Raw genomic sequence first — 20,667 nt, 5'->3', positions numbered from 1 at the left:
CGTGCACCGGACCTGCCCCGACTCCGACACCTGGGGGTCTTCCACCCATGAGCAGAGCCGAACAGCCGTCCCGCAGAACCCTCCTGGCCGCCGCGGTCGCCGCCGCCGTCGCGTCGGGAGCGACCCCGGCGTCCGCCGCCGCGGGCGGCCGCGCCCACACCACGGACCCCCCGGCCCCCGGCCGGGCGGCCCCCGCCCGCCTCGTCGACAACCGCGCCTGGACCTCGTACGCCGACTGGCGCGGCGGCACCGCCGAAGGAACCCGGGCCGTCGTCGGCGCACGCCCGGGCCTGGTGCTGGCCAAGGCCGTCGGCACCACCGACTACACCGACCCGCACACCGGCCGCACGGCCGCCTGGGAGTACGCCACCTGGACCTCCCCGGTCCACCGGCTCACCGTCCCGGCGACCGAGGCGATCGTCTCCTGGAACGCGCGCACCCCCGACGGCACCTGGCTCCAGGTCGAGCTGAAGGCCACCTATTCCGACGGGACCCGCACGCCCTGGTACGTCATGGGCCGCTGGGCGGCCGGCGACCAGGACATCCGACGGACCTCCGTCGACGACCAGAGGGACGGCCGCAGCACCGTATGGACGGACACGCTCGCCGTCGACGACCCCGCCTCGGGCCTGCGCCTGGTCTCCTACCGGCTGCGCCTGACCCTCTACCGCCGTCCGGGCACCGGGGCGAGTCCGACCGTGTGGCGGCTCGGCGCGATGGGCTCCGACGTCCCCGACCGCTTCACCGTGCCCGCGTCCAGGCCCGGTCCCGCCGAGGAGCTGATCGTCCCCCGCTACTCGCAGGAGATCCACAAGGGCCAGTACCCGGAGTACGACAACGGCGGCGAGGCCTGGTGCAGTCCGACCTCCTCGCAGATGATCATCGAGTACTGGGGCGGCCGGCTCACCGAGGAGCAACTGGCCTGGGTCGACCCGTCCTACGCCGACCCCCAGGTGTGCCACGCCGCCCGCCACACCTACGACCACCAGTACGCGGGGTGCGGCAACTGGCCGTTCAACGCGGCCTACGCGGCCACTTTCGACGGCCTCCAGGGTGTGGTCACCCGGCTCGGCTCGCTCACTGATGTCGAGACCCTGATCGCGGCGGGCATTCCGGTGATCACCTCCCAGTCCTTCCGCGCGGAGGAGCTGACCGGTGCGGGGTACGGCACCGCCGGCCATCTCATGACCGTGATCGGTTTCACGGGGGACGGCGACGTGATCGCCAACGACCCGGCCTCGCCCAGCAACGAGGCGGTGCGGCGGGTCTACCGGCGGCGCGAGTTCGAGAACATCTGGCTCAGGACCAAGCGGTACAACGCCTCGGGCAAGGTCGTCCCGGGCACCGGCGGGGTCTGCTACCTCTACTTCCCCGCGCGTTCGACCGCGCGCCGGCGCCGTGCGCTCGCGGCGGTCGGCGTGCGCTGAGAGCGGTCCCGCCGTCGGGTCCCGTCACCGGGACCCGACGGCGTGTGACCAAACTCTCGGCCGCACATGCCGCAGACGGTGGCAAGGTGGACGGCGTCCGAGGCAGAGCCCACCGCAACCGACCCCAGCGAGTAGCCATGACCGCGAACGCAGCCACCGTCACCCGTGTCCGCACCGGCGGCCCCGGGGAGGACGGCCCGAAGATCCTGGAACACGTCATGGGATGGACCCTCGTCGTGGTCTTCGCGATGCTCGTCACCCAGCTCGGTCTGGTGTGATCCGCCGGGCCCACCCGCTGTGACCGGCCCCACGGAGTGACCTGCCATACTGCGGATGTCCCGCCGCCCGCAGGAAACCAGGGTCGAAATTGACTATCAGTCAGCAACCTGCCGCCCGCCCCCGAGCGAGGGGAACCGAGCGCTCGCTGGCGCGCCGCGCCGAACTCATCGCCATCGGGCGGAGGTTGTTCGCCGATACGTCCTACGACGCGCTCTCGATGGACGACATCGCGCGTCAGGCGCATGTCGCCAAGGGGCTGATCTACTACTACTTCCACTCCAAGCGGGGCTATTACCTGGCGATCATCCAGGACTCGGTGGCGGATCTGGTCACCCTGGCGGCGAGCGGGGTCGACCTGCCACCCGTGGAGCGGGTGCACCGCACCATCGACGGTTATCTGCGCTACGCCGAGCACAATCAGGCGGCCTACCGCACCATCGTCAGCGGCGGCGTCGGCTTCGACGCCGAGGTGCACGCCATCCGGGACGGGGTGCGGGAGGCGATCGTCGCGACCATCGCCGAGGGCGCCTACGGCCGCTGCGACATCACGCCCCTGGCCCGCATGGGCCTGCTCTCCTGGGTGTGCGGCGTCGAGGGTGCCGCCCTGGCGTGGATAGACCGCCCCGGGCTGCCCCGGGAGGCCATGCGCGATCTGCTGGTGAGGACGCTCGGCGGAGCCATGCGCGCCATAGAGGAACTGGACCCCGCCCACCCGGCCCCGCGGCAGGCCGCCGCCGGGTGTGAGACGGGCGGACGTTCCCGAGCGCACGAGCGGAGCGGAGGCTCCCTCGCGGTACCCCCGCCCCGTCCTGCCCCCGGTTCCGTTACCTGATCGCCCTGATCAGCTCACCGTTCGCGGTGTCGCCGCTCAGCTCCCAGAAGAACGTGCCGCCCAGACCCTGACGGTCCTTGTAGGTCATCTTGTCCGCGACGGTCGACGGGGTGTCGTAACTCCACCATTCTTTGCCGCACTTGGCGTAGGCCGTGCCGCCCACGGTGCCGGTCACCGGGCACTTGGTCCTCAGCACCTTGTAGTCCTCGATGCCCTGCTCGTACGTGCCCGCCGCCGGGCCGGTGGCCGTGCCGCCGGGCGCCGACCGTGTCACGCCGGTCCAGCCCCGGCCGTAGAAGCCGATGCCGAGCAGCAGCTTGGCGGACGGGATGCCCAGGCTCTTGAGCTTCGCGACGGTCGCCGAGGTGTGGGTGCCGGCCTTCGGGATGCCGGGGTAGGAGGTCAGTGGTGAGTGCGGCGCCGTGGGGCCGGTGGCGTCCCAGGCGCCGAAGTAGTCGTACGTCATCGGGTTGTACCAGTCCACGTACCGCGCGGCACCGGCGTAGTCCGCCGCGTCGATCTTTCCGCCCGGGGTGGCGTCGGCGGTGATCGCCGCGGTCACCAGGATCCCGGATCCGAACCGGGCGCGCAGCGCGGACATCAGGTTCCGGAAGGCGTCCCGGCCGCCGGTGTCGCAGGTGGCGCCGCAGGCGTTCGGGTATTCCCAGTCGATGTCGATTCCGTCGAAGACGTCGGCCCACTGGGACTTCTCGACCAGGTCGTAGCAGGACCGGGCGAACGCGGCCGGGTTCTTCGCGGCCTCGCCGAAGCCGCCGGACCAGGTCCAGCCACCGAAGGACCACAGGACCTTGATGCCGGGATGCTTCTTCTTCAGTTCCCGCAGCTGGTTGAAGGTGCCGCGCAGCGGCTGGTCCCAGGTGTCCGCGACGCCGTCGACGGACTCGCCGGCGGTGTAGGCGCGCTCCGTGGCCGCGTAGGAGTCGCCCATCGCGCACTTGCCGCCGGTGACGTTGCCGAAGGCGTAGTTGATGTGGGTGAGCTTCCGGGCCGAGCCCGAGGTGTCGATGTTCTTGACGTAGTACTTCCGATCGTAGGTGCCCCATTCGGTGAAGTAGCCGATGACCTTGGAACCTGCGGCGGCCTCGGAGCCCCTGGCGGCCTCCTGGGCCGAGGCCGCGGCGGTGGCGGCCGAGGTGCCAGGGCCGGCGAGCAGTCCGGCGCCGAGCAGGGCAGTGCAGGCGGTGGACAGGAGCGCCCGCAGGATGCGGGGGCGGTGGGGGGTGTGCATTCGGGTGTCTCCTCGTGGGGGAGGGGAGCGCGAGTCGATCGGCAGGAAGGCGGGTGACTCGGTGACGGAACATTAGGAGGACTAGACCATTTCGTCAATGGTGCGGACCAATAAGGGTGCGTGCGGCGTAGGACATGCCCCGGAGGAGTGGTCGAGGCAGTGGTCGGGGGAGTGGTCGTCGACCGGTGACCCGATGCGGCCGGCCGGGCATACTCACAGGGCACAGCCGCTGGTCGGCAGCTTCCGGGACCCGGAAGTGCGAGCATCGGCAGGCACCGCAATCGGCCCGGGCGGAGCGCCCCCACCCACGGCACGCGTCCGCCGAGGCGTCCCCACAGGGAGGAGAGCGTCGCCATGCCCGACCGCGCCCCGCAGCCGGTGGACCGGCACCTGCCCACGGAGGAGGCCCGGGACCTGCTCTCGCTCGTCCGTGACATCGCACGGCGCGAGATCGCCCCGCACGCGGCCGAGGAGGAGGACGCCGGGCGCTTCCCGCGCGAGCTGTTCGCCCTGCTCTCCGAGTCCGGTCTGCTCGGCCTTCCCTACCCCGGTGAGTACGGCGGTGGCGACCAGCCGTACGAGGTCTACCTCCAGGTCCTCGAGGAACTCGCGGCCACCCGCCTCACCGTCGGCCTCGGCGTCAGCGTGCACACCCTGGCCTGCTACGCGCTCGCCGCCCACGGCACCGAGGAGCAGCGGGACGAGTTCCTTCCGGCGATGCTCGGCGGCGGTCTGCTCGGCGCCTACTGCCTCTCCGAACCCTCCTCCGGCTCCGACGCCGCATCCCTGCGCACCCGGGCGGCGCCCGACGGCGGGGACTGGGTGATCACCGGCACCAAGGCGTGGATCACGCACGGCGGCATCGCCGACTTCTACACCGTGATGGCCCGCACCGGCGAGGAGGGGCCGCGCGGCATCACCGCGTTCCTGGTGCCCGGCGACGCCCAGGGGCTGAGTGCCGCCGTGCCCGAGAGGAAGATGGGGTTGAAGGGCTCGCCCACCGCGCAGCTCCACTTCGACGGCGTGCGGATCTCCGGCGGCCGGCGCATCGGCGGGGAAGGCGAGGGTTTCGCGATCGCCCTGTCGGCGCTGGACGGGGGTCGGCTCGGCATCGCGGCCTGCGCCGTCGGCCTGGCCCAGGCGGCGCTCGACGAGGCGGTCGCCCACGCCATCGAGCGGCGGCAGTTCGGCAGGCCGATCGCCGACTTCCAGGGGCTGCGGTTCATGCTCGCCGACATGGCCACGCAGATCGAGGCGGGGCGTGCGCTGTACCTGGCGGCGGCCCGGCTGCGCGACGCGGGGAGGCCGTTCGCCCAGCAGGCGGCGATGGCCAAGCTCCACTGCACCGACACGGCGATGCGGGTGACCACCGACGCCGTCCAGATCCTCGGCGGCTACGGCTACACGGCGGACTTCCCGGCCGAGCGCTACATGCGCGAGGCCAAGGTCCTCCAGATCGTCGAGGGCACGAACCAGATCCAGCGCATGGTCATCGCCCGCCACCTGGCGGGGCCGGAGTCGCGCTGAACTCGCCGAGCCGTCGCCAGGGCGCCGCGAGCCGGGTCCACTCCGGGTCGGGCCGCCCGGGCAGGGTGCGGCCCCCGTCGGCCCAGGTCCGCATCAGATCGCTGTAGATCGGCGTTTCCGGCTGGGGCAGCGCCGGGGCGGACGCCTCGGCTTCCTGCGCCCTCCCGCCCGGCCGGGACTGTTCGGTCCTCTCGGGTGTCGCGGACTCCCCGGCCTGCTGGGACGTTCGCGTCTTCTGTGTCTGATGTTTCTGTTGTGTTGTGTGCGGCGCGAGGACCGGGGGCGGGACGGTGAGACGGCGTTGACGCCCGGTCGTCGAGTACGTGGGGGTCGTCATGCCTGGGCAACGGCGAAGCCGCCGGGCAGGTCACCGACCGCCGGAATAGTGCGTGCGTTCGCGACCGCCCCCCGGGTGGGCGGCGTGACCATGATCCGGCGGCCGGTGCCGACCGTTGTCGCGGGCAGCCGTGCAGGGCCGCGGACAAGGGCGACGGGTTCCGTCGCGGCGGCTCCGCCCGCGGTGCGGCCGTGCGCTCAGGCGGCGTCGCGCCGCAGGCCGGGGCCCCTGATCGGGCGCGAGCCCGGGCCGCCGACGTGCGAGAAGGGCTGCGTGCGCCAGTCGAGACCCTGAGGGAGCGTCAACAGCAGGGCGGTGTCCTGCTCCTGTGGCGCGAAGGACTCGTCCGCCGGCCGGGCCTCGGAGGCGCGGCGGCCGGTGCCGGCGCAGACCGTGAGGCCGAACGGGTTCCAGGGCGAGGCGCACAGCGCGTGCTCGGGAAGGACTTCCTCGTCCGCCAGCAAAGCGATGGGCTGCGCGCAGTCCGGGCAGATCACCCGGTACATCTCGAAGGTGTCGTAGGCGTCGAACTCGTCGTCGGGGGCGTCGGGTTCGACGCCCTCCGGCTCGGGCTCGACGACCGGCTGCCGGCGCTTGGGCGCGGTACGACCGACGCGCTTAAGACTCTGCATGGGATTCTCCCCCTCGGGCTGGGCCGTGACGGCACTGCGGCCTCGACCACAGCAAGCACTTCCCGCCCCCCTCGGGGGGTAATCACGGGAACATCACGGAGACGGCTCCAGGGCTGTGGTGTTCGTCACATGCCGCCCGCAGGTGCCCCGCTGCTGCTTTTTCGGCCGCCCGCATCACGAACCGGGTATGACCTGGGCCGTCAGGTATCCGGAGAGATCAAGGGCACTGTAGGTTCTAGCGCCATGGAGGAGCTGGACCGACAGATCGTGCAGCTGCTCGTCAAGGACGGGCGGATGAGCTACACAGACCTGGGCAAGGCCACGGGCCTGTCCACGTCGGCCGTGCACCAGCGGGTGCGCCGACTCGAACAGCGTGGCGTCATCCGCGGCTATGCCGCGGTCGTCGACCCGGAGGCGGTCGGGCTGCCGATGACCGCCTTCATCTCCGTCAAACCGTTCGACCCCAGCGCCCCCGACGACATCGCCGACCGCCTGGCAGGCGTCCCCGAGATCGAGGCCTGCCACAGCGTCGCGGGCGACGAGAACTACATCCTGAAGGTGCGCGTGGCGACGCCGCACGAACTGGAGGAACTCCTCGCACGCGTGCGCTCGCTGGCGGGTGTGTCGACCCGGACGACGGTGGTGCTGTCCACGCCGTACGAGGCCCGGCCGCCGCGCATCTGAACACACGCGTCCGGCATCACGCCTCCGAGGACCGACGCCCCGCGGGAGCGGGACGGAGGGCGGGCGGTCCGCCGAGGGCCGCCCTGGGTGCGGTTCCGGGTGTCCGAGGGGCGAGACTGTGGGACATGAGTGAACGCACCGCCCCGACGCGCACCGTCCTGCTCCGCCGCGGAGAGGTCTACAGTCCCGCCGACCCGTTCGCGACGGCGATGGTCGTCGAGCGCGGCCAGGTCGCCTGGGTCGGCTCCGAGGGCGCCGCCGAGGCCTTCGCGGACGGCGCCGACGAGGTCATCGACCTCGAAGGGGCGCTGGTCACCCCGGCGTTCACCGACGCGCACGTGCACACCACGGCCACCGGCCTCGCTCTCACCGGCCTCGACCTGTCCACCGCCCCCTCCCTCGAGGACGCCCTCGCCCGCGTACGGGAGTTCGCAGCCGGCCGTCCGCACGACCGCGTCCTGCTCGGCCACGGCTGGGACGCCGCCCGCTGGCCCGGCGGCCGGCCCCCGACCCGCGCCGAACTCGACGAGGCCACCGGCGGTCGCCCCCTCTACCTCAGCCGCATCGACGTCCACTCCGCGGTCGTCACCACCGCCCTGCTGGACCTCGCCCCCGGCGCCGGCGTCCGCGAGGACGGCCCGCTCACCGGCGACGCCCACCACGCGGTGCGCGCCGCGGCCCTGGCCGCCGTCACGCCCGCCCAGCGCACCGACGCACAGCGCGCCGCCCTCGCCCACGCCGCCTCCCTCGGCATCGGCACCGTCCACGAGTGCGGCGGCCCGGAGATCTCCTCCGAGGACGACTTCACCCGCCTGCTGCGGCTGGCCGCCGAGGAGCCCGGCCCCCGGGTCGTCGGCTACTGGGCCGAGCAGGACGTCGCCAAGGCGCGGGAACTCGGCGCGCTCGGCGCCGCGGGCGACCTGTTCGCCGACGGCGCCCTCGGCTCGCACACCGCCTGCCTGCACGAGCCGTACGCCGACGCCGGCCACACGGGCACCGCCCACCTGGACGCCGCCGCCGTCGCCGCCCATGTCGTCGCCTGCACCGAAGCGGGCCTCCAGGCCGGCTTCCACGCCATCGGCGACGCCGCGGTGAGCACCGTGGTCGACGGGGTGCGCGCCGCCGCCGAGAAGGCCGGCCTCGCCCGGATCCGAGCCGCCCGGCACCGTGTCGAGCACGCCGAGATGCTCACCCCCGGCACCGTCGCCGCGTTCGCCGAACTGGGCCTGACCGCCTCCGTCCAGCCCGCCTTCGACGCCCTGTGGGGCGGTGAGGACGGCATGTACGCCCGTCGCCTGGGCGGGGAGCGGGCCCGCACCCTCAACCCCTTCGCGGCCCTGCTGCGCGCCGGTGTCCCGCTCGCCTTCGGCTCCGACAGCCCGGTCACGCCCCTCGACCCGTGGGGCACGGTGCGCGCCGCCGCCTTCCATCGCACCGCGGAGCACCGTGTCTCCGTGCGCGCCGCCTTCACCGCGCACACGCGTGGCGGCTGGCGTGCCGTCGGACGCGACGACGCGGGCGTTCTGGTCCCGGGCGCTCCCGCCGACTACGCCGTCTGGCGTACCGGGGACCTGGTCGTGCAGGCGCCCGACGACCGGGTGGCGCGCTGGTCCACCGACCCCCGCTCCGGCACTCCCGGTCTGCCCGATCTGACCCCGGGCCGTGACCTGCCGGTCTGCCTGCGCACCGTGGTCGGCGGTCACACCGTCTTCGTACGGCCGGGCGAGTGATCTGCACGGGCGGACCGGTGACGATCATGCACCGCGCGACCTGCGCATCCTCCGCGCTGACCAGGCATATGACGGCCGCGTGGCTGGTCGGACGACTGTTGACAGGCGGCCGCGGGGGGCCGGTAGGTTCGCTCGGGTCCACCACCGGACGCCCGACCGGGGAACTTCCGGCCACTCGGGCGCAGCGCCGCTGGGTCAGGGACGGTGTGCCGCACCGGGGCACCGTCGCTGGGTGCCAGGCTCAGCGTCGGCGCGGCGCCGAGGGACGTTCCGGCAGGTCGGGAAGGTGCGACCCCGGGTGGGGCCCGGGCGCTCAGTAGACAACGGCTTTCGGTCGACCCGCAGCCGGCGGGTCCCGGGCCGGCCCGAAGGGCACCGGGCCCCCATCCGCCGCACAGCGGCGCTCACGGCACCGCACGGCCCGTCACCGAAACCCCCCGGCCCCGCAGCGGGCCATCGGGGCTGATTGTCGGTCAACGACACCACCACACGAACGTCCTGTCATGTCATCGCAGGACGTGACCACTATGGTGGGACCCTGCGCACAGGAGATGAAGGGGCAGCAGTGAACGACGGCGACGGGACTCTCGCGGCAGAAGCCCAGGGGAGGAAGTTCGGCCCGCTCGGCACGGCCTTGGTGATCATCCCGACCTACAACGAGGCGGAGAACATCAAGGCGATCGTCCGCCGGGTGCGCAAGGCCGTCCCCGAGACGCACGTTCTCGTGGCCGACGACAACAGCCCCGACGGCACCGGCAAGCTGGCCGACGAACTGGCCGCAGAGGACGACCACGTCCATGTGCTCCACCGCAAGGGCAAGGAGGGACTGGGCGCGGCCTATCTCGCCGGCTTCCGCTGGGGCATGGAGCACGGCTACGGCGTGCTCGTCGAGATGGACGCCGACGGCTCCCACCAGCCCGAGGAACTGCCCCGCCTGCTCACCGCCCTCAAGGGCGCCGACCTGGTGCTCGGCTCGCGCTGGGTGCCCGGCGGCCGGGTGGTGAACTGGCCGAAGTCCCGCGAGTTCATCTCGCGCGGCGGCAGCCTCTACTCGCGTGTGGCGCTCGATCTCCCGCTGCGCGACATCACCGGTGGCTTCCGCGCCTTCCGGCGCGAGACCCTGGAGGGCCTCGGCCTCGACGACGTCGCCTCCCAGGGCTACTGCTTCCAGGTCGACCTCGCCCGCCGCGCGGTGAAGGCCGGTTACCACGTCGTCGAGGTGCCGATCACCTTCGTCGAGCGCGAGTTCGGCGATTCGAAGATGAGCCGGGACATCCTCGTGGAAGCGCTGTGGCGGGTCACCGCGTGGGGCGTGGGGGAGCGGGTCGGCAAGGTCCTCGGCCGCGGCGACGACAAGCCGGCGAAGGCCGACGCCGGTGACCCTATGCCGGCGAAGGCCGACGCCCTGGACGAGGAGTCGGTCGAGGTCGACGCCAGGGGCGGGGGCGGGGGGAACGAGCCGGTCGAGGGCGGGGACACCAAGGACGACGCCGGGCAGGACAGGCCTGCCAAGGCTTAGACGCCGGTCGACCACCGGACACGGGTCCGACCGCTTGGGCCGGCCCCTTATCCCGCGCTGAGCCGGGCGCGGGCACACTGGGAGCATGACGACAGGCGCTCAGACCCCGTATCCCGTCCGGCCCCGGCGCTCCCGCCTGCGCACCGTCCTGCCGCTGGGTGTGGCCGCGTGGCTCGTGCTGGAGATCTGGCTGCTCACGGTGGTCGCCGGGGCGTCGAGCGGCCTGGTGGTCCTCCTGCTGTTGGTGGCCGGCATGGTCCTCGGCTCGGTCGTCATCAAGCGGGCCGGCCGGAGGGCCTTCGACAACCTGACGCGGACCCTGCAACAGCAGCAGGGCGGCATGCCGTCCGAGGCCCGGCCCAACAGCGAGGGCAACGGCCTGACGATGCTGGGCGGCCTGCTGCTGATCATCCCTGGTCTGGTCTCCGACGCGCTGGGACTGCTCCTGCTGGTGCCACCGGTCCAGCGGGCCGTGAGCCGCCGGGCCGAGCGCACCTTCGACCGCAGGCTCCGCGAGGCCGCACAGGGCGGCCTGGGCGACGCCCTCCGGCAGGCGCGCATCCACCGGCCGGACGGCAGGGTCGTCCAGGGGGAGGTCGTGCGGGACGAGCCCGGGCACACGCCGGGTGACACGCCTCGGGAACCCCGCCCGCCGCTGACGACGTAGTCGTACAGCGAGCGCGACAGGACCGGGCGCCCCACCCGTAACGGGTGGGGCGCCCGGTCCTGTCGCGCTGTGCCGCCGCTCAAGCCCCCGCTGGGATCACGCCGACTTTCGGCTGTCCCGGGGATGAACGGCGATGTTCATCGCACCGGAGCGCAGAACGGCGAGACGCTCCTCGAGGACCTCTTCGAGTTCCTCTCGGGTGCGCCGCTCCATCAGCATGTCCCAATGCGTACGCGCGGGCTTGGCCTTCTTCTCCTCGGGGCCGTCGCCGTCCACCAGGAGTGCCTGGGCACCGCAGACCTTGCACTCCCACTCCGGCGGGATCTCCGCCTCGACCGAGAAGGGCATCTCGAAGCGGTGCCCCTTCTCGCATGCGTACTCCACGGCCTGGCGCGGGGCCAGGTCGATGCCGCGGTCCGTCTCGTAGCTGGTCACCACGAGGCGCGTGCCGCGAAGAGCTCGCTCACTCATGAATCGTGCCTCCCGGGCTTGTCGCCCACAGGACAGGTGTCGCTGTCGTCGTCATCCGGTCAACGTCCGGTCGGCGGTAAAGATTCCCGTTCCGAGTCCCGTTCCGGGTCGTGCGTCGCCGTCGTAGCCGCAGCCTTGTCAACCAGTGCAGTACCCACCGGCGCCCGGTTTGTCACATCTCATGCCTGATGTGACCCCGCGTTTCGGCATCTTTGACGCGCAGTAACGGTACGCCTGGCAGGCCAAACGCGTACACTACAGCCCTTTCGTGCCGAGCGCTAAATCCGTTCGGGAACGGGGTTGCCCGCGTCGGCGATCGCCCGCCGCACCGGGACGCGTGCGAGCAGCGCGAACCCCAGGACGAAGAAGCCCACCAGCGAGACGATCGCGTCCCGGTAGCTGCCGGTCAGCTGGTAGGTGAGGCCGAACAGCAGCGGCCCGAGCCAGCTCGTCCCGCGGTCGCTCACCTCGTACGCCGAGAAGTACTCGGCCTCCTTGCCGGGCGGCACCAGGTGCGAGAAGAGCGAGCGGGACAGGGCCTGGCTGCCGCCGAGCACCAGACCGATGCCCGCCGCCAGCACGAAGAACCACACGGGCGCGTTCGCGGGGAGGAAGTACCCGGCGGCCAGGGTGAGCGTCCAGGCCACCAGCGAGCCGAGGATGGTGCGCTTCGCCCCGTACCGGCCGGCCAGCCGGCCCAGCGCCAGTGCGCCCGCCACCGCCAGGACCTGGACCAGGAGCACGGCGACGATGAGCGTCGACTGCCCCAGCCCCAGCTCCTTCGAGCCGTAGACGGACGCCTGGGAGATCACCGTCTGGATGCCGTCGTTGTAGACGAGGTACGCCAGCAGGAAGGCGAGCGTCAGCGGGTGGCGGCGCATGTCGCGCAGGGTCGCGGCGAGCTGCCGGAAGCCCGGGAGGGCCGCCTCCCGCGCGGGGGCCCGCCGGTCGCGCAGCCGCCGCAGCGGTACGAGGGTGAACGCGCCCCACCACAGGCCCGCCGAGGCCAGGCAGATGCGCACCGCCGTGCCCTCCGAGATGCCGAAGGTGTCGTGCGCGCTGTACAGCACCAGGTTGGCGACCAGGACCAGCGACCCCGCCGCGTAGCCGAAGGCCCAGCCCCGGGACGAGACGGCGTCGCGCTCCTCGGGCGGGGCGATCTGCGGCAGGTAGGAGTTGTAGAGCATCATCGCCACGGACTGCGCCGCGTTCGCCACCACCAGCAGCAGCCCGCCGAGCAGATAACGCTCGCCGTCGAGGAAGAACATGCCCGCGGTGGCGACGGCTCCGGTGTACGCGGCGGCCGCCAGCAGCGGCTTCTTGCGGCCGGTGCGGTCGGCGGCGGCACCCACCAGCGGCATCACCAGCACCGCCAGGACCACCGACAGGGACACCGCGTACGGGAAGAAGGATCCCGCGCGCACCGGGATGCCCAGCGGGTGCACGAACCCCTCCGCGTCGGCCGCCGACTCGGCGACCGAGGTCAGATAGGGGCCGAGGAAGACGGTGAGCACGCTCGTGGAGTACACGGAGCACGCCCAGTCGTAGAAGTACCAGCCGCGTTGCTCGCGTCGCCTTCCGGCGGCCTCGTCCGCCGCCGGTGACCGCACGGTGTCGGTGCCCACCCGTGCTCCTCGCTTCCCCGTGAAGGCGCCGAGGCGTCGGGGCACGAAGGTCTCAGACCCAGACGCCGCGGTCCTCCATGACCTTGCGCAGTGTGTCGATGTGATCGGTCATGATGCCATCCACCCCCAGATCGAGGAGCCGGTGCATCCGGTCCGGGTCGTTGACCGTCCACACGTGCACCTGGAGCCCGCGCGCGTGGGCGGCCCGCACGAATCGGTGGTCCACCACCGGGACGCCCGACTGGACCTCGGGGACCTGGGCGGCGACCGCCGACCGGCGCACCGTGGCCGGCACTCCCCACGAGCGCAGCCGCAGGTTCAGTACGCCCCGTGTCCCGTACGAGGTGGCCAGGCGCGGCCCCGCGAGCCGCTGGGCGCGGACCACACGTGCCTCGGAGAACGAGCCGAGACAGATCCGGTCCCAGGCGTTCGTCCGCCCGACCAGCTCCAGGAAGGGCAGCAGGGCCGGCTCCGCCTTGACGTCGACGTTCCAGCGCACGTCGGGGAAGGTCTCCATCAGGTCCTCGAACAGGGGTACCGGTTCCGCACCCGCCACACGCGCCTGTGCCACCTCGCGCCACGGCAGGTCGGCGATCCGGCCCGCGCCGTCCGTCACCCGGTCCAGGGTCGCGTCGTGGAAGGCGACGAGCCGGCCGTCGCGCGTGGCGTGGACATCGGTCTCGATGTACCGGTATCCGGCCTCGACCGCGCACCGGAACTGACGCACGGTGTTCTCCAGGCCGTCCGCCGCACCGCCCCGGTGGGCGAAGGCGATGGGGCCGGGATGGTCGAGGTAGGGGTGGCGTATCCGCGGGGTCACGGACGCAGTATCGCTCGCCGGGGGCGACCGGTGGCAACGACCGTGCTGCCGTCCGACGTCGAGGGGACGGCGAACAGCCGCAGGAAGAGCTGGGCGAGGGGACCGATCGTCACCGCGTACAGCAGGGTGCCGATCCCCACGGTGCCGCCGAGCACGAAGCCCGTGGCCACCACCGTGATCTCCAGGGCCGTGCGGACCAGACGGATCGACACCCCCGTGCGCTGGTGGAGCCCCGTCATCAGGCCGTCGCGCGGGCCCGCACCGAACCGCGCGGCGATGTAGAGCCCGGTCGCCGCGCCGTTCAGCACGATACCCATGGCCATCAGCGGGACACGGACCGCCAGGGTGTGCGCGCCGGGAACCACGGCCAGTGTCGCGTCCATCGCCGCGCCGATCACCAGCACGTTCGAGATCGTGCCCAGGCCCGGTCGCTGGCGCAGCGGGATCCACAGCAGTAGCACCAGCGCGCCCACGATCGTCAGCACCACGCCCATGGACAGCCCCGTCCGCTCGGACAGACCCTGGTGCAGCACGTTCCACGGCTCCAGGCCCAGCCCCGACCGCACGAGCAGCGCCGAGCTCGCGCCGTACAGCGCCAGTCCGGCGTACAGCTGGAACAGCCGACGCTCGAGATGCCCGTGCCGGGACGAATACCTGGCCAAGACGTGCCCCCCTGTGGTGGAAGTGGACCGATGCATGACACCCTGTGGCGTGAACGGAGGTGCCATCCATGGCCAATCCGGGGAAGGTGGACTGATTCTCATGGCGCAGTGGACCTCGGCGGTGGGCGCCGCACAGCTCGCCCGGTTGCTCGGCTCCCAGCAGGACCGGCCCGCCGGCCCCGGCACCCGCCGTCCGCCCGCCTACCGCGCGCTCGCCGACGGCATCCGCCTGCTGGTGCTCGAAGGCCGCGTCCCGGTGGCCGCCCGGCTGCCCGCCGAGCGGGAACTGGCCCTCGCCCTGTCCGTCAGCCGCACCACCGTGGCTGCCGCCTACGAGGCGCTGCGCACCGAGGGCTTCCTGGAGTCGCGGCGCGGCGCCGGCAGCTGGACCGCCGTGCCGGCCGGCAATCCGCTCCCCGCTCGGGGACTCGAACCGCTGCCGCCCGAGGCCCTCGGCTCGATGATCGACCTCGGCTGCGCCGCCCTGCCCGCGCCAGAACCCTGGCTCACCCGAGCCGTCCAGGGTGCCCTGGAGGAGCTCGCGCCGTACGCGCACACCCACGGCGACTACCCCGCCGGACTGCCCGCGCTGCGCTCGATGATCGCCGATCGTTACACCGCGCGGGGCATCCCCACGATGCCCGAGCAGATCATGGTGACGACCGGCGCGATGGGCGCCATAGACGCCATCTGCCACCTCTTCGGCGGCCGTGGCGAGCGCATCGCCGTCGAGTCGCCCTCCTACGCCAACATCCTGCAGCTGATGCGGGAGGCGGGCGCCCGGCTCGTCCCCGTGGCCATGGCCGAGGGCCTGAGCGGCTGGGACATGGACCGCTGGCGGCAGGTGCTGCGCGAGTCCGCGCCCCGGATCGCGTACGTCGTCGCCGACTTCCACAATCCGACTGGCGCCCTCGCCGACGAGGACCAGCGTCGCCGTCTGGTGGACGCGGCACGCTCGGCCGGGACGGTGCTGGTGGCCGACGAGACGATGAGCGAGCTGTGGCTCGACCTGGACGTGGAGATGCCGCGCCCGGTGTGCGCCTTCGACCCGGCCGGATCCACGGTGATCACCGTCGGCTCGGCCAGCAAGGCGTTCTGGGCCGGGATGCGCATCGGCTGGGTGCGCGCGGCCCCCGACGTGATCCGCAGTCTCGTGGCCGCCCGCGCGTACGCCGATCTGGGCACCCCCGTGCTGGAGCAACTGGCGGTGAACTGGCTGTTCGGCACGGGTGGCTGGGAGCAGGCCGTGGAGATCCGCCGCGAGCAGGCCCGGGCGAACCGGGACGAGCTGGTGAGCGCGGTGCGACGGGAGCTGCCCGGGTGGGAGTTCGAGGTCCCGCGCGGCGGACTCACCCTCTGGGTGCGCACCGGGGGGCTCTCGGGCTCGCGGGTCGCCGAGGCGGGGGAGCGGGTCGGCGTGCGGGTACCGTCCGGACCGCGCTTCGGGGTCGACGGGGCGTTCGAGGGGTACGTACGGCTGCCGTTCACCGTCGGCGGCGCCGTCGCGGAGGAGGCCGCGGTGCGGCTCGCGGCGGCGGCCCGGCTGGTGGAGACCGGCGGGACGTCGGGGGCCGAGGCACCGCGGACGTTCGTGGCGTGACCGGCGGGCGAGTCCGGCGGGGAGCGCCGTCGGAGGCCCTCGCCCGGGCGCGGGAGACCGGGTGAAGCCGTCGCCCGGGCAGGGGACGCCGCCCGAGGCCGTCGCCTAGGGGGACTCCGCGACCGCGGCCTTCGCGGGGAGGGCCTCCGTGGGGGTGGCCTCGGCGGGTGGGGCTTCCGCGGGGGCCGCTTCGGTGGGTACCGCCTCGGCGGGGACGGGCGCCGAAGGCGCGGGCTCCGGGGCCGTCGTCCCGCTGGGCACCTGGTGGGGCTGCACGTCGTCGACCGGCAGCTTTTCCGTCGGGGCCTTCTCGACGGGCACCTCTTCTCCACGCACCTTCTCCAGGACCACCGCCACTTCCCGGGGCTGAGCCCCGCCCGGGCCCACCGGCTGCGGTCGCGTCGGCTGCGGTTCCGCGTCCGCCGGGGTGGTCCGCGGCGGGAGGAGGTCCAGCACCGCCCGGCGGTGCGCCTCGCCGGTCGCCTCGTCGTACGGGTCCGGCGTGGCCGGTACCTGGAGACGGTGCACCGGGCCCGTGCCCAGACGGGCGTAGCCGCGCCCGGCGGGGACGTGGTCGACGGGCGTGGTGTGCGGGGGAGCGCCCAGGACGGCCTCCAGCTGCTCCGCCGTCGCCGGGCCGAGGGCCACCCGCGCCCGGGTGTGCAGGCACACCGCCTCGCTGAGCGAGTCCAGGCTGTCGAGCTGTTCGGCCACGACGACGGTGACGTTGGCCGGGCGGCCGTGCCGCAGCGGCACCTGGAGGAGGGACTGGGGGTCCTTGCGGCCGTGGGCGGCGGCCAGGTGGGTGAAGGCGGTCGGGCGGTCCAGGAGGATCCACAGGGGCCGCCTGGTGTCCTCGGGCGGTGGGTCGCCCGCCTGACGGGCCCTGTTGGCGGCGACCAGCCGGCGCTCGGTCTCCTGCGTGGCCCACTCCAGCGTCGCCAGTGCCCCGGTGAGCCCGCACTCGACGGCCAGGACGCCGTCCCGGCCGGTGAGGCAGGCGTACTCGCCGGTGCCCCCGCCGTCGAGGATCACCACGTCGCCGTCCCGCAGGGCCTGGAGGGCGACGGAGCGCAGAAGGGTCGACGTGCCGCTGCCCGGCTGGCCGACCGCGAGCAGGTGCGGCTCGGTGGAGCGGACGCCGGTGCGCCAGATCACCGGGGGGACGTCGCGCCGTTCCTCGCCGTGGGTGAGCGGCAGGGTGCGCCGCACCCGGGTCGGGTCGGTGAAACCGAGGACCGTCTCGCCCGGTGACGTGACGAAGCGCTGGGCGACGAGGTCGGTGGGCAGGGGCGCAAGGACGCGCAGCGTCAGCTCGTTGCCCTCCTCGTCCCAGGCGAAGTGGTATTCGCGGCCGCGACCGGACTTCGCGGCGAGCAGGTGCTCGATGCGCGCCCGGGACTCAGGCTCGCCGTCCGTGAAGTAGGCGGGGTAGCGGACGGTCAACCGGGTGATGCGGCCGGTGGCGTCGAACTCGTAACCGGGAAAGGCCCTTTCCCACCCGCCGCCGTGGGCGTACAGCGGCTCGGGGTCCTCGGTGGCCGAGAAGTACGGGACCAGGGCGTCGTAGAGCGACCGCAGGCGCTGGGCCTGGGACTCGTCGGGGCCGTCGGGCACCGTCGGGGTGCGGTCGCGGCCCTGCCACGCGGCCGCCGCCATGAGGGTGGCGACGGCGAGCAGCGGGCCGTACGGGGCGAGCGCCACGACCAGCAGCACCGACGCCACCAGGAAGAGCAGCGCTCCGCGCTTGTCCTTGGGGGTGGCGGACCATCTGCGCCGCCCGGCCGAGGCCAGCCGGCGCAGACCGCGCATGATCGTGATCAGCGGGTGGAGGACGTCCGTGGCGCTGTCGGCGGCCGTCCGGGCCAGGTCCCGACTCCGCGCGAGCTGCGCGCTGCCGTGGCTCAGAATGCGGGGGAGGGGGCGCCGGGCCACTGCTGTCTCCAAGGTGTGCGTGCGGGCTGGGCGTCGGGGCCGGTGGGTCAGAACTTGATGCCGCCGAGGAGGCTGGCCAGGCTCTCGCCGCCCGCCTTGATGCTCGGCGCGATGGCCGTGCTGGCCAGGTAGAAGCCGAACAGCATCGTGATCACGGCGTGCGACGCCTTCAGGCCGTCCTTGCGGAAGAAGATGAAGACGACGATGCCGAGCAGGACCACGCCTGAGATCGAGAGGATCATGTGAGTTCTCCTGGTTCGCGGGGACAGTCACCATGAGTACTTCCAGGCTCACAGAATGTATCTATACGATAAAAGGTGCAACTGGGTGAATCAGTGCTGATTTCGCCCTCGTGGCGTATCGGTGCTTGACCTGGTGGAGCCGGGTTCTCGCGTCCTGGCGAATCCGCCGTGATCCTTACCTCGGGCACATCGGGTCATGTGCCGCGCGAGCCAGTACCCTGGCGATTCACCCGTACGGCTGCGCCGCTCGCAGCCGTACGCCCGTTCCCGATGCACCAGGTGATCCGTAGTGAGAGGCGGTCCGGCCGATGACTGAAGCCCCCGACCCCGAGGTCGTGGAGCTGGCGACCAAGATCTTCGAGCTGGCCCGCAGGGGCCGGACCGACGAACTCGTGGCCTACGTCGACGCGGGAGTTCCGGCCGACCTCACCAACGACCGCGGCGACTCGCTCGTGATGCTGGCCGCGTACCACGGTCACGCCGGGGCGGTCCGCGCGCTGCTGGCGCGCGGCGCCGAAGCCGACCGGGTCAACGACCGGGGCCAGACTCCACTCGCGGGGGCGGTCTTCAAGGGGGAGACGGAGGTCGTCAAGGCGCTCCTGGAGGGCGGCGCCGACCCGTCCGCCGGTACCCCCTCGGCCGTCGACACGGCCCGGATGTTCGGCCGCACGGATGTGCTCGAACTGTTCGGCGAGCACTGACCGGAACGCTCTGACCAGCGAAGACACGGAATACGGGGGAGGCGGTACGGGGCCGCCGAAATTTCGGTCGCGGCAGATGGAACCGCCGGGTCATCATGACGACGTGATTCACGGACGCGATGGCTGGGCAGGTGTTGCCGCACCGCGCGGGCCGTGATGCGGTCCGCATGGGCCACCGACGAGAGGCAGAGAGAGATGGTCTACAGCAAGCAGGAAACGGCGGGCGCCCCGACGTGTTGTCACGCGGCCAGGTAATGCAGGTCCCCGGTTGCGTCGACGCTTGATGTGAGGCTGTTTCCCATGTTCGATCCGGTCATAGCGCCCAGCGGTACGCTGCTCGGCCTGCTTCAGCGGGGCCGCGGCGACGGCACGCTGCACGCGCTCACCGCCCCGCGCTCCGAGGCGCTGGCGGCGCTGGACCACTGCGTGCTGCGCGACCCGCGCCACGACTGGCAGGTGGAGAACCGCTCCCTGTACTACGCCCGCCTCTACCTCGATCTGCACGGCGAACTCGACGCGATCGAGGCCCACCTCTTCGACCCCGAGGACGTCCTCGACGGCGACGAGTCACGCACCGGCCTCGCGCTCGCCGTCCTCGGCCACCTCGCCTCCTACGGCAGGCGGGACGCCCTCGAACTGCTGCGCAGGTACGCCGCCCGCGGCACCAATTGGGCCTGGGCCCTGGACGAACTCGCGCTCCGGGACGACGACGAGGGCCTGCGCGCCCTCGCCGCCCCCGTGCTCGCGCGGTTCGCCACCGATCCGGAGGGCGAAGCGGAACTGGCCGCCACCGTGCGCGACGCCTTCGAGCCGCGGCCCTGGCGCCTGTGGGCCGACGACCCGCGCGAGTCAATCGCCCGACGGGTGCGGACCGCCCAGGAGGCAGGCTGCTTCGACCGCTGGCAACGCCAGATGCGACCCGGCGGGCCCCGGCCCGGCTGGAGCGTGCGGGCCGTGTTCGACTGGGCCCAGCAGGGCGTCGAGCGGGGCGCCGCGCTGCATGTGCCGGCCGCCCGTTGCCTCGGCGCCGTGGCGGGGCCCGAGGACCGTCCCGAGATCGTCCGGGCCGCCAAGGACGGCACCGAGGGAGCCCGGTGCACCGCCCTGCGGTACCTCGCCGACAGCAACGACCCCGAGGCCCTCGACCTCATCGAGGGCGCCGTGGACACGGGCTCGACGGCCGTGGTGGAGGCGGCCCTCGACGCCTTCGAACGCATGCGCAGTCTCGTCGCCGTCGACCGGGCCCGCGGCTGGGCCCGCCGGCCCGATCCGCTGGGCGCCGCCGCCGGACGTGTCCTCGCCTGCCGCGGCGGGGCGCATGACCGCGAAGCGGTCCTCGCGGCTCTGCGGGAGGCGGTACGCGGCGACGGCCCCGACGCGCCCACCCTGTGGACGCTCGTCGACGGCGCCGGACGCCTCGGTATCACCTGCGCGGCGCCCGTCCTCCGTCACATCTACCGCGAGACCGCCTCCTCCCATCTGCGAGGCCGGGCCGCCCGTGCCCTGGCCGCCACGGACCCCTCCTTCGGCACCGGCTTCGCCGTCGAGTGCCTGTGGGACTGCGAGGAGTCCACCCGCGAGATCGCCGCCCGGCACGCCGAGACCGGCGACACCCGCGTCGTCGAACGCCTGCGCCGGCTCGCCGCGGATCCGGCCGAGGAGGCCGAGGTCCAGACGGCGGTGCGCAGCAGGATCGGTCCGGAGGGGACCGCCGTGTGACGCCCTCGC

19 protein-coding genes are annotated in these 20,667 nt (G+C 72.9%); 11 read left to right on the top strand and 8 right to left on the bottom strand.

Annotated features, from left to right (window positions below; all coding sequences use genetic code 11):
* Positions 1 to 47: 47 nt before the first annotated feature.
* The 3 genes from ACFYOV_RS21200 (at position 48) to ACFYOV_RS21190 (ending at position 2,538) form a co-directional block, all read left to right on the top strand.
* The gene (locus ACFYOV_RS21200) at positions 48 to 1,427 is read left to right on the top strand and encodes a peptidase C39 family protein (RefSeq protein WP_389089733.1); all 1,380 of its coding nucleotides are present in this window, start codon (positions 48 to 50) and stop codon (positions 1,425 to 1,427) included.
* 137 nt (positions 1,428 to 1,564) lie between these two features.
* Positions 1,565 to 1,705: an SCO1431 family membrane protein gene (locus ACFYOV_RS21195; protein WP_389089731.1), complete on the top strand. Its 141-nt coding sequence runs from the start codon at positions 1,565 to 1,567 to the stop codon at positions 1,703 to 1,705.
* A gap of 89 nt (positions 1,706 to 1,794) precedes the next feature.
* Positions 1,795 to 2,538: a TetR/AcrR family transcriptional regulator gene (locus ACFYOV_RS21190; protein WP_389089730.1), complete on the top strand. Its 744-nt coding sequence runs from the start codon at positions 1,795 to 1,797 to the stop codon at positions 2,536 to 2,538.
* On the opposite strand, the gene ACFYOV_RS21185 is transcribed toward ACFYOV_RS21190, so the two are convergent.
* On the bottom strand, positions 2,531 to 3,787 hold the full coding sequence (locus ACFYOV_RS21185; RefSeq protein ID WP_389089728.1) for a glycoside hydrolase family 18 protein: 1,257 nt from the start codon (positions 3,785 to 3,787) through the stop codon (positions 2,531 to 2,533). The two genes, ACFYOV_RS21190 and ACFYOV_RS21185, sit on opposite strands and share 8 nt — an antisense overlap.
* A gap of 354 nt (positions 3,788 to 4,141) precedes the next feature.
* On the opposite strand from ACFYOV_RS21185, the gene ACFYOV_RS21180 reads away from it, so the two are divergent.
* Positions 4,142 to 5,314, top strand: coding sequence for an acyl-CoA dehydrogenase family protein (locus tag ACFYOV_RS21180; protein ID WP_389089726.1), 1,173 nt, complete (start codon positions 4,142 to 4,144; stop codon positions 5,312 to 5,314).
* A gap of 534 nt (positions 5,315 to 5,848) precedes the next feature.
* Here the strand turns inward: ACFYOV_RS21180 and ACFYOV_RS21175 are convergent.
* Positions 5,849 to 6,283, bottom strand: a complete 435-nt coding sequence (locus ACFYOV_RS21175) for a hypothetical protein (protein WP_389089725.1) — start codon at positions 6,281 to 6,283, stop codon at positions 5,849 to 5,851.
* A 243-nt stretch (positions 6,284 to 6,526) separates the two neighbouring features.
* Here ACFYOV_RS21175 and ACFYOV_RS21170 point away from each other — a divergent pair, with 243 nt between their 5' ends.
* The 4 genes from ACFYOV_RS21170 (at position 6,527) to fxsA (ending at position 10,883) form a co-directional block, all read left to right on the top strand.
* Complete coding sequence (locus tag ACFYOV_RS21170) at positions 6,527 to 6,967, top strand: Lrp/AsnC family transcriptional regulator (protein WP_006136660.1); 441 nt, start codon at positions 6,527 to 6,529, stop codon at positions 6,965 to 6,967.
* A gap of 125 nt (positions 6,968 to 7,092) precedes the next feature.
* The gene (locus tag ACFYOV_RS21165; RefSeq protein ID WP_389089723.1) at positions 7,093 to 8,697 is read left to right on the top strand and encodes an amidohydrolase; all 1,605 of its coding nucleotides are present in this window, start codon (positions 7,093 to 7,095) and stop codon (positions 8,695 to 8,697) included.
* A gap of 565 nt (positions 8,698 to 9,262) precedes the next feature.
* Positions 9,263 to 10,216 (top strand): polyprenol monophosphomannose synthase, encoded by a 954-nt coding sequence (locus ACFYOV_RS21160; protein WP_389089722.1) that lies wholly within the window; start codon positions 9,263 to 9,265, stop codon positions 10,214 to 10,216.
* A gap of 85 nt (positions 10,217 to 10,301) precedes the next feature.
* Entirely contained in the window at positions 10,302 to 10,883 is a 582-nt protein-coding gene (gene fxsA / locus ACFYOV_RS21155) for an FxsA family membrane protein (protein WP_389089720.1), read from the top strand.
* A gap of 96 nt (positions 10,884 to 10,979) precedes the next feature.
* Here fxsA and ACFYOV_RS21150 read toward each other — a convergent pair whose 3' ends face one another.
* The 4 genes from ACFYOV_RS21150 to ACFYOV_RS21135 form a co-directional block, all read right to left on the bottom strand.
* Positions 10,980 to 11,354, bottom strand: coding sequence for an RNA polymerase-binding protein RbpA (locus ACFYOV_RS21150; RefSeq protein WP_003977404.1), 375 nt, complete (start codon positions 11,352 to 11,354; stop codon positions 10,980 to 10,982).
* 278 nt (positions 11,355 to 11,632) lie between these two features.
* On the bottom strand, positions 11,633 to 12,979 hold the full coding sequence (locus ACFYOV_RS21145; RefSeq protein ID WP_389089719.1) for an MFS transporter: 1,347 nt from the start codon (positions 12,977 to 12,979) through the stop codon (positions 11,633 to 11,635).
* A 52-nt stretch (positions 12,980 to 13,031) separates the two neighbouring features.
* Complete coding sequence (locus tag ACFYOV_RS21140; protein WP_389089717.1) at positions 13,032 to 13,799, bottom strand: glycerophosphodiester phosphodiesterase; 768 nt, start codon at positions 13,797 to 13,799, stop codon at positions 13,032 to 13,034.
* Positions 13,796 to 14,497 (bottom strand): YitT family protein, encoded by a 702-nt coding sequence (locus ACFYOV_RS21135; RefSeq protein ID WP_389089716.1) that lies wholly within the window; start codon positions 14,495 to 14,497, stop codon positions 13,796 to 13,798. The genes ACFYOV_RS21140 and ACFYOV_RS21135 overlap by 4 nt, the downstream gene beginning before the upstream one ends.
* A 64-nt stretch (positions 14,498 to 14,561) precedes the next feature.
* Between ACFYOV_RS21135 and ACFYOV_RS21130 the strand changes: the two genes are divergently transcribed.
* The gene (locus ACFYOV_RS21130; RefSeq protein ID WP_389089714.1) at positions 14,562 to 16,061 is read left to right on the top strand and encodes a PLP-dependent aminotransferase family protein; all 1,500 of its coding nucleotides are present in this window, start codon (positions 14,562 to 14,564) and stop codon (positions 16,059 to 16,061) included.
* Between the two features lie 105 nt (positions 16,062 to 16,166).
* Here the strand turns inward: ACFYOV_RS21130 and ACFYOV_RS21125 are convergent, their stop codons facing one another.
* A complete protein-coding gene (locus ACFYOV_RS21125) occupies positions 16,167 to 17,996 on the bottom strand; it encodes a hypothetical protein (RefSeq protein ID WP_389089713.1) in 1,830 nt (609 codons plus the stop codon).
* 47 nt (positions 17,997 to 18,043) lie between these two features.
* A complete protein-coding gene (locus tag ACFYOV_RS21120) occupies positions 18,044 to 18,238 on the bottom strand; it encodes a hypothetical protein (RefSeq protein WP_389089712.1) in 195 nt (64 codons plus the stop codon).
* Between the two features lie 308 nt (positions 18,239 to 18,546).
* On the opposite strand from ACFYOV_RS21120, the gene ACFYOV_RS21115 reads away from it, so the two are divergent.
* Both ACFYOV_RS21115 and ACFYOV_RS21110 read left to right on the top strand, forming a co-directional pair.
* Positions 18,547 to 18,939, top strand: a complete 393-nt coding sequence (locus ACFYOV_RS21115) for an ankyrin repeat domain-containing protein (RefSeq protein WP_389089711.1) — start codon at positions 18,547 to 18,549, stop codon at positions 18,937 to 18,939.
* Between the two features lie 300 nt (positions 18,940 to 19,239).
* The gene (locus tag ACFYOV_RS21110; RefSeq protein ID WP_389089709.1) at positions 19,240 to 20,658 is read left to right on the top strand and encodes a HEAT repeat domain-containing protein; all 1,419 of its coding nucleotides are present in this window, start codon (positions 19,240 to 19,242) and stop codon (positions 20,656 to 20,658) included.
* The last annotated feature ends 9 nt before the right edge of the window (positions 20,659 to 20,667 follow it).

It is taken from the genome of Streptomyces sp. NPDC005931 (assembly GCF_042871235.1).
Lineage (GTDB): Bacteria > Actinomycetota > Actinomycetes > Streptomycetales > Streptomycetaceae > Streptomyces.
The sequence above is the reverse complement of the archived record's forward strand: the minus strand, read 5'-3'. Positions and strand labels throughout refer to the sequence as shown.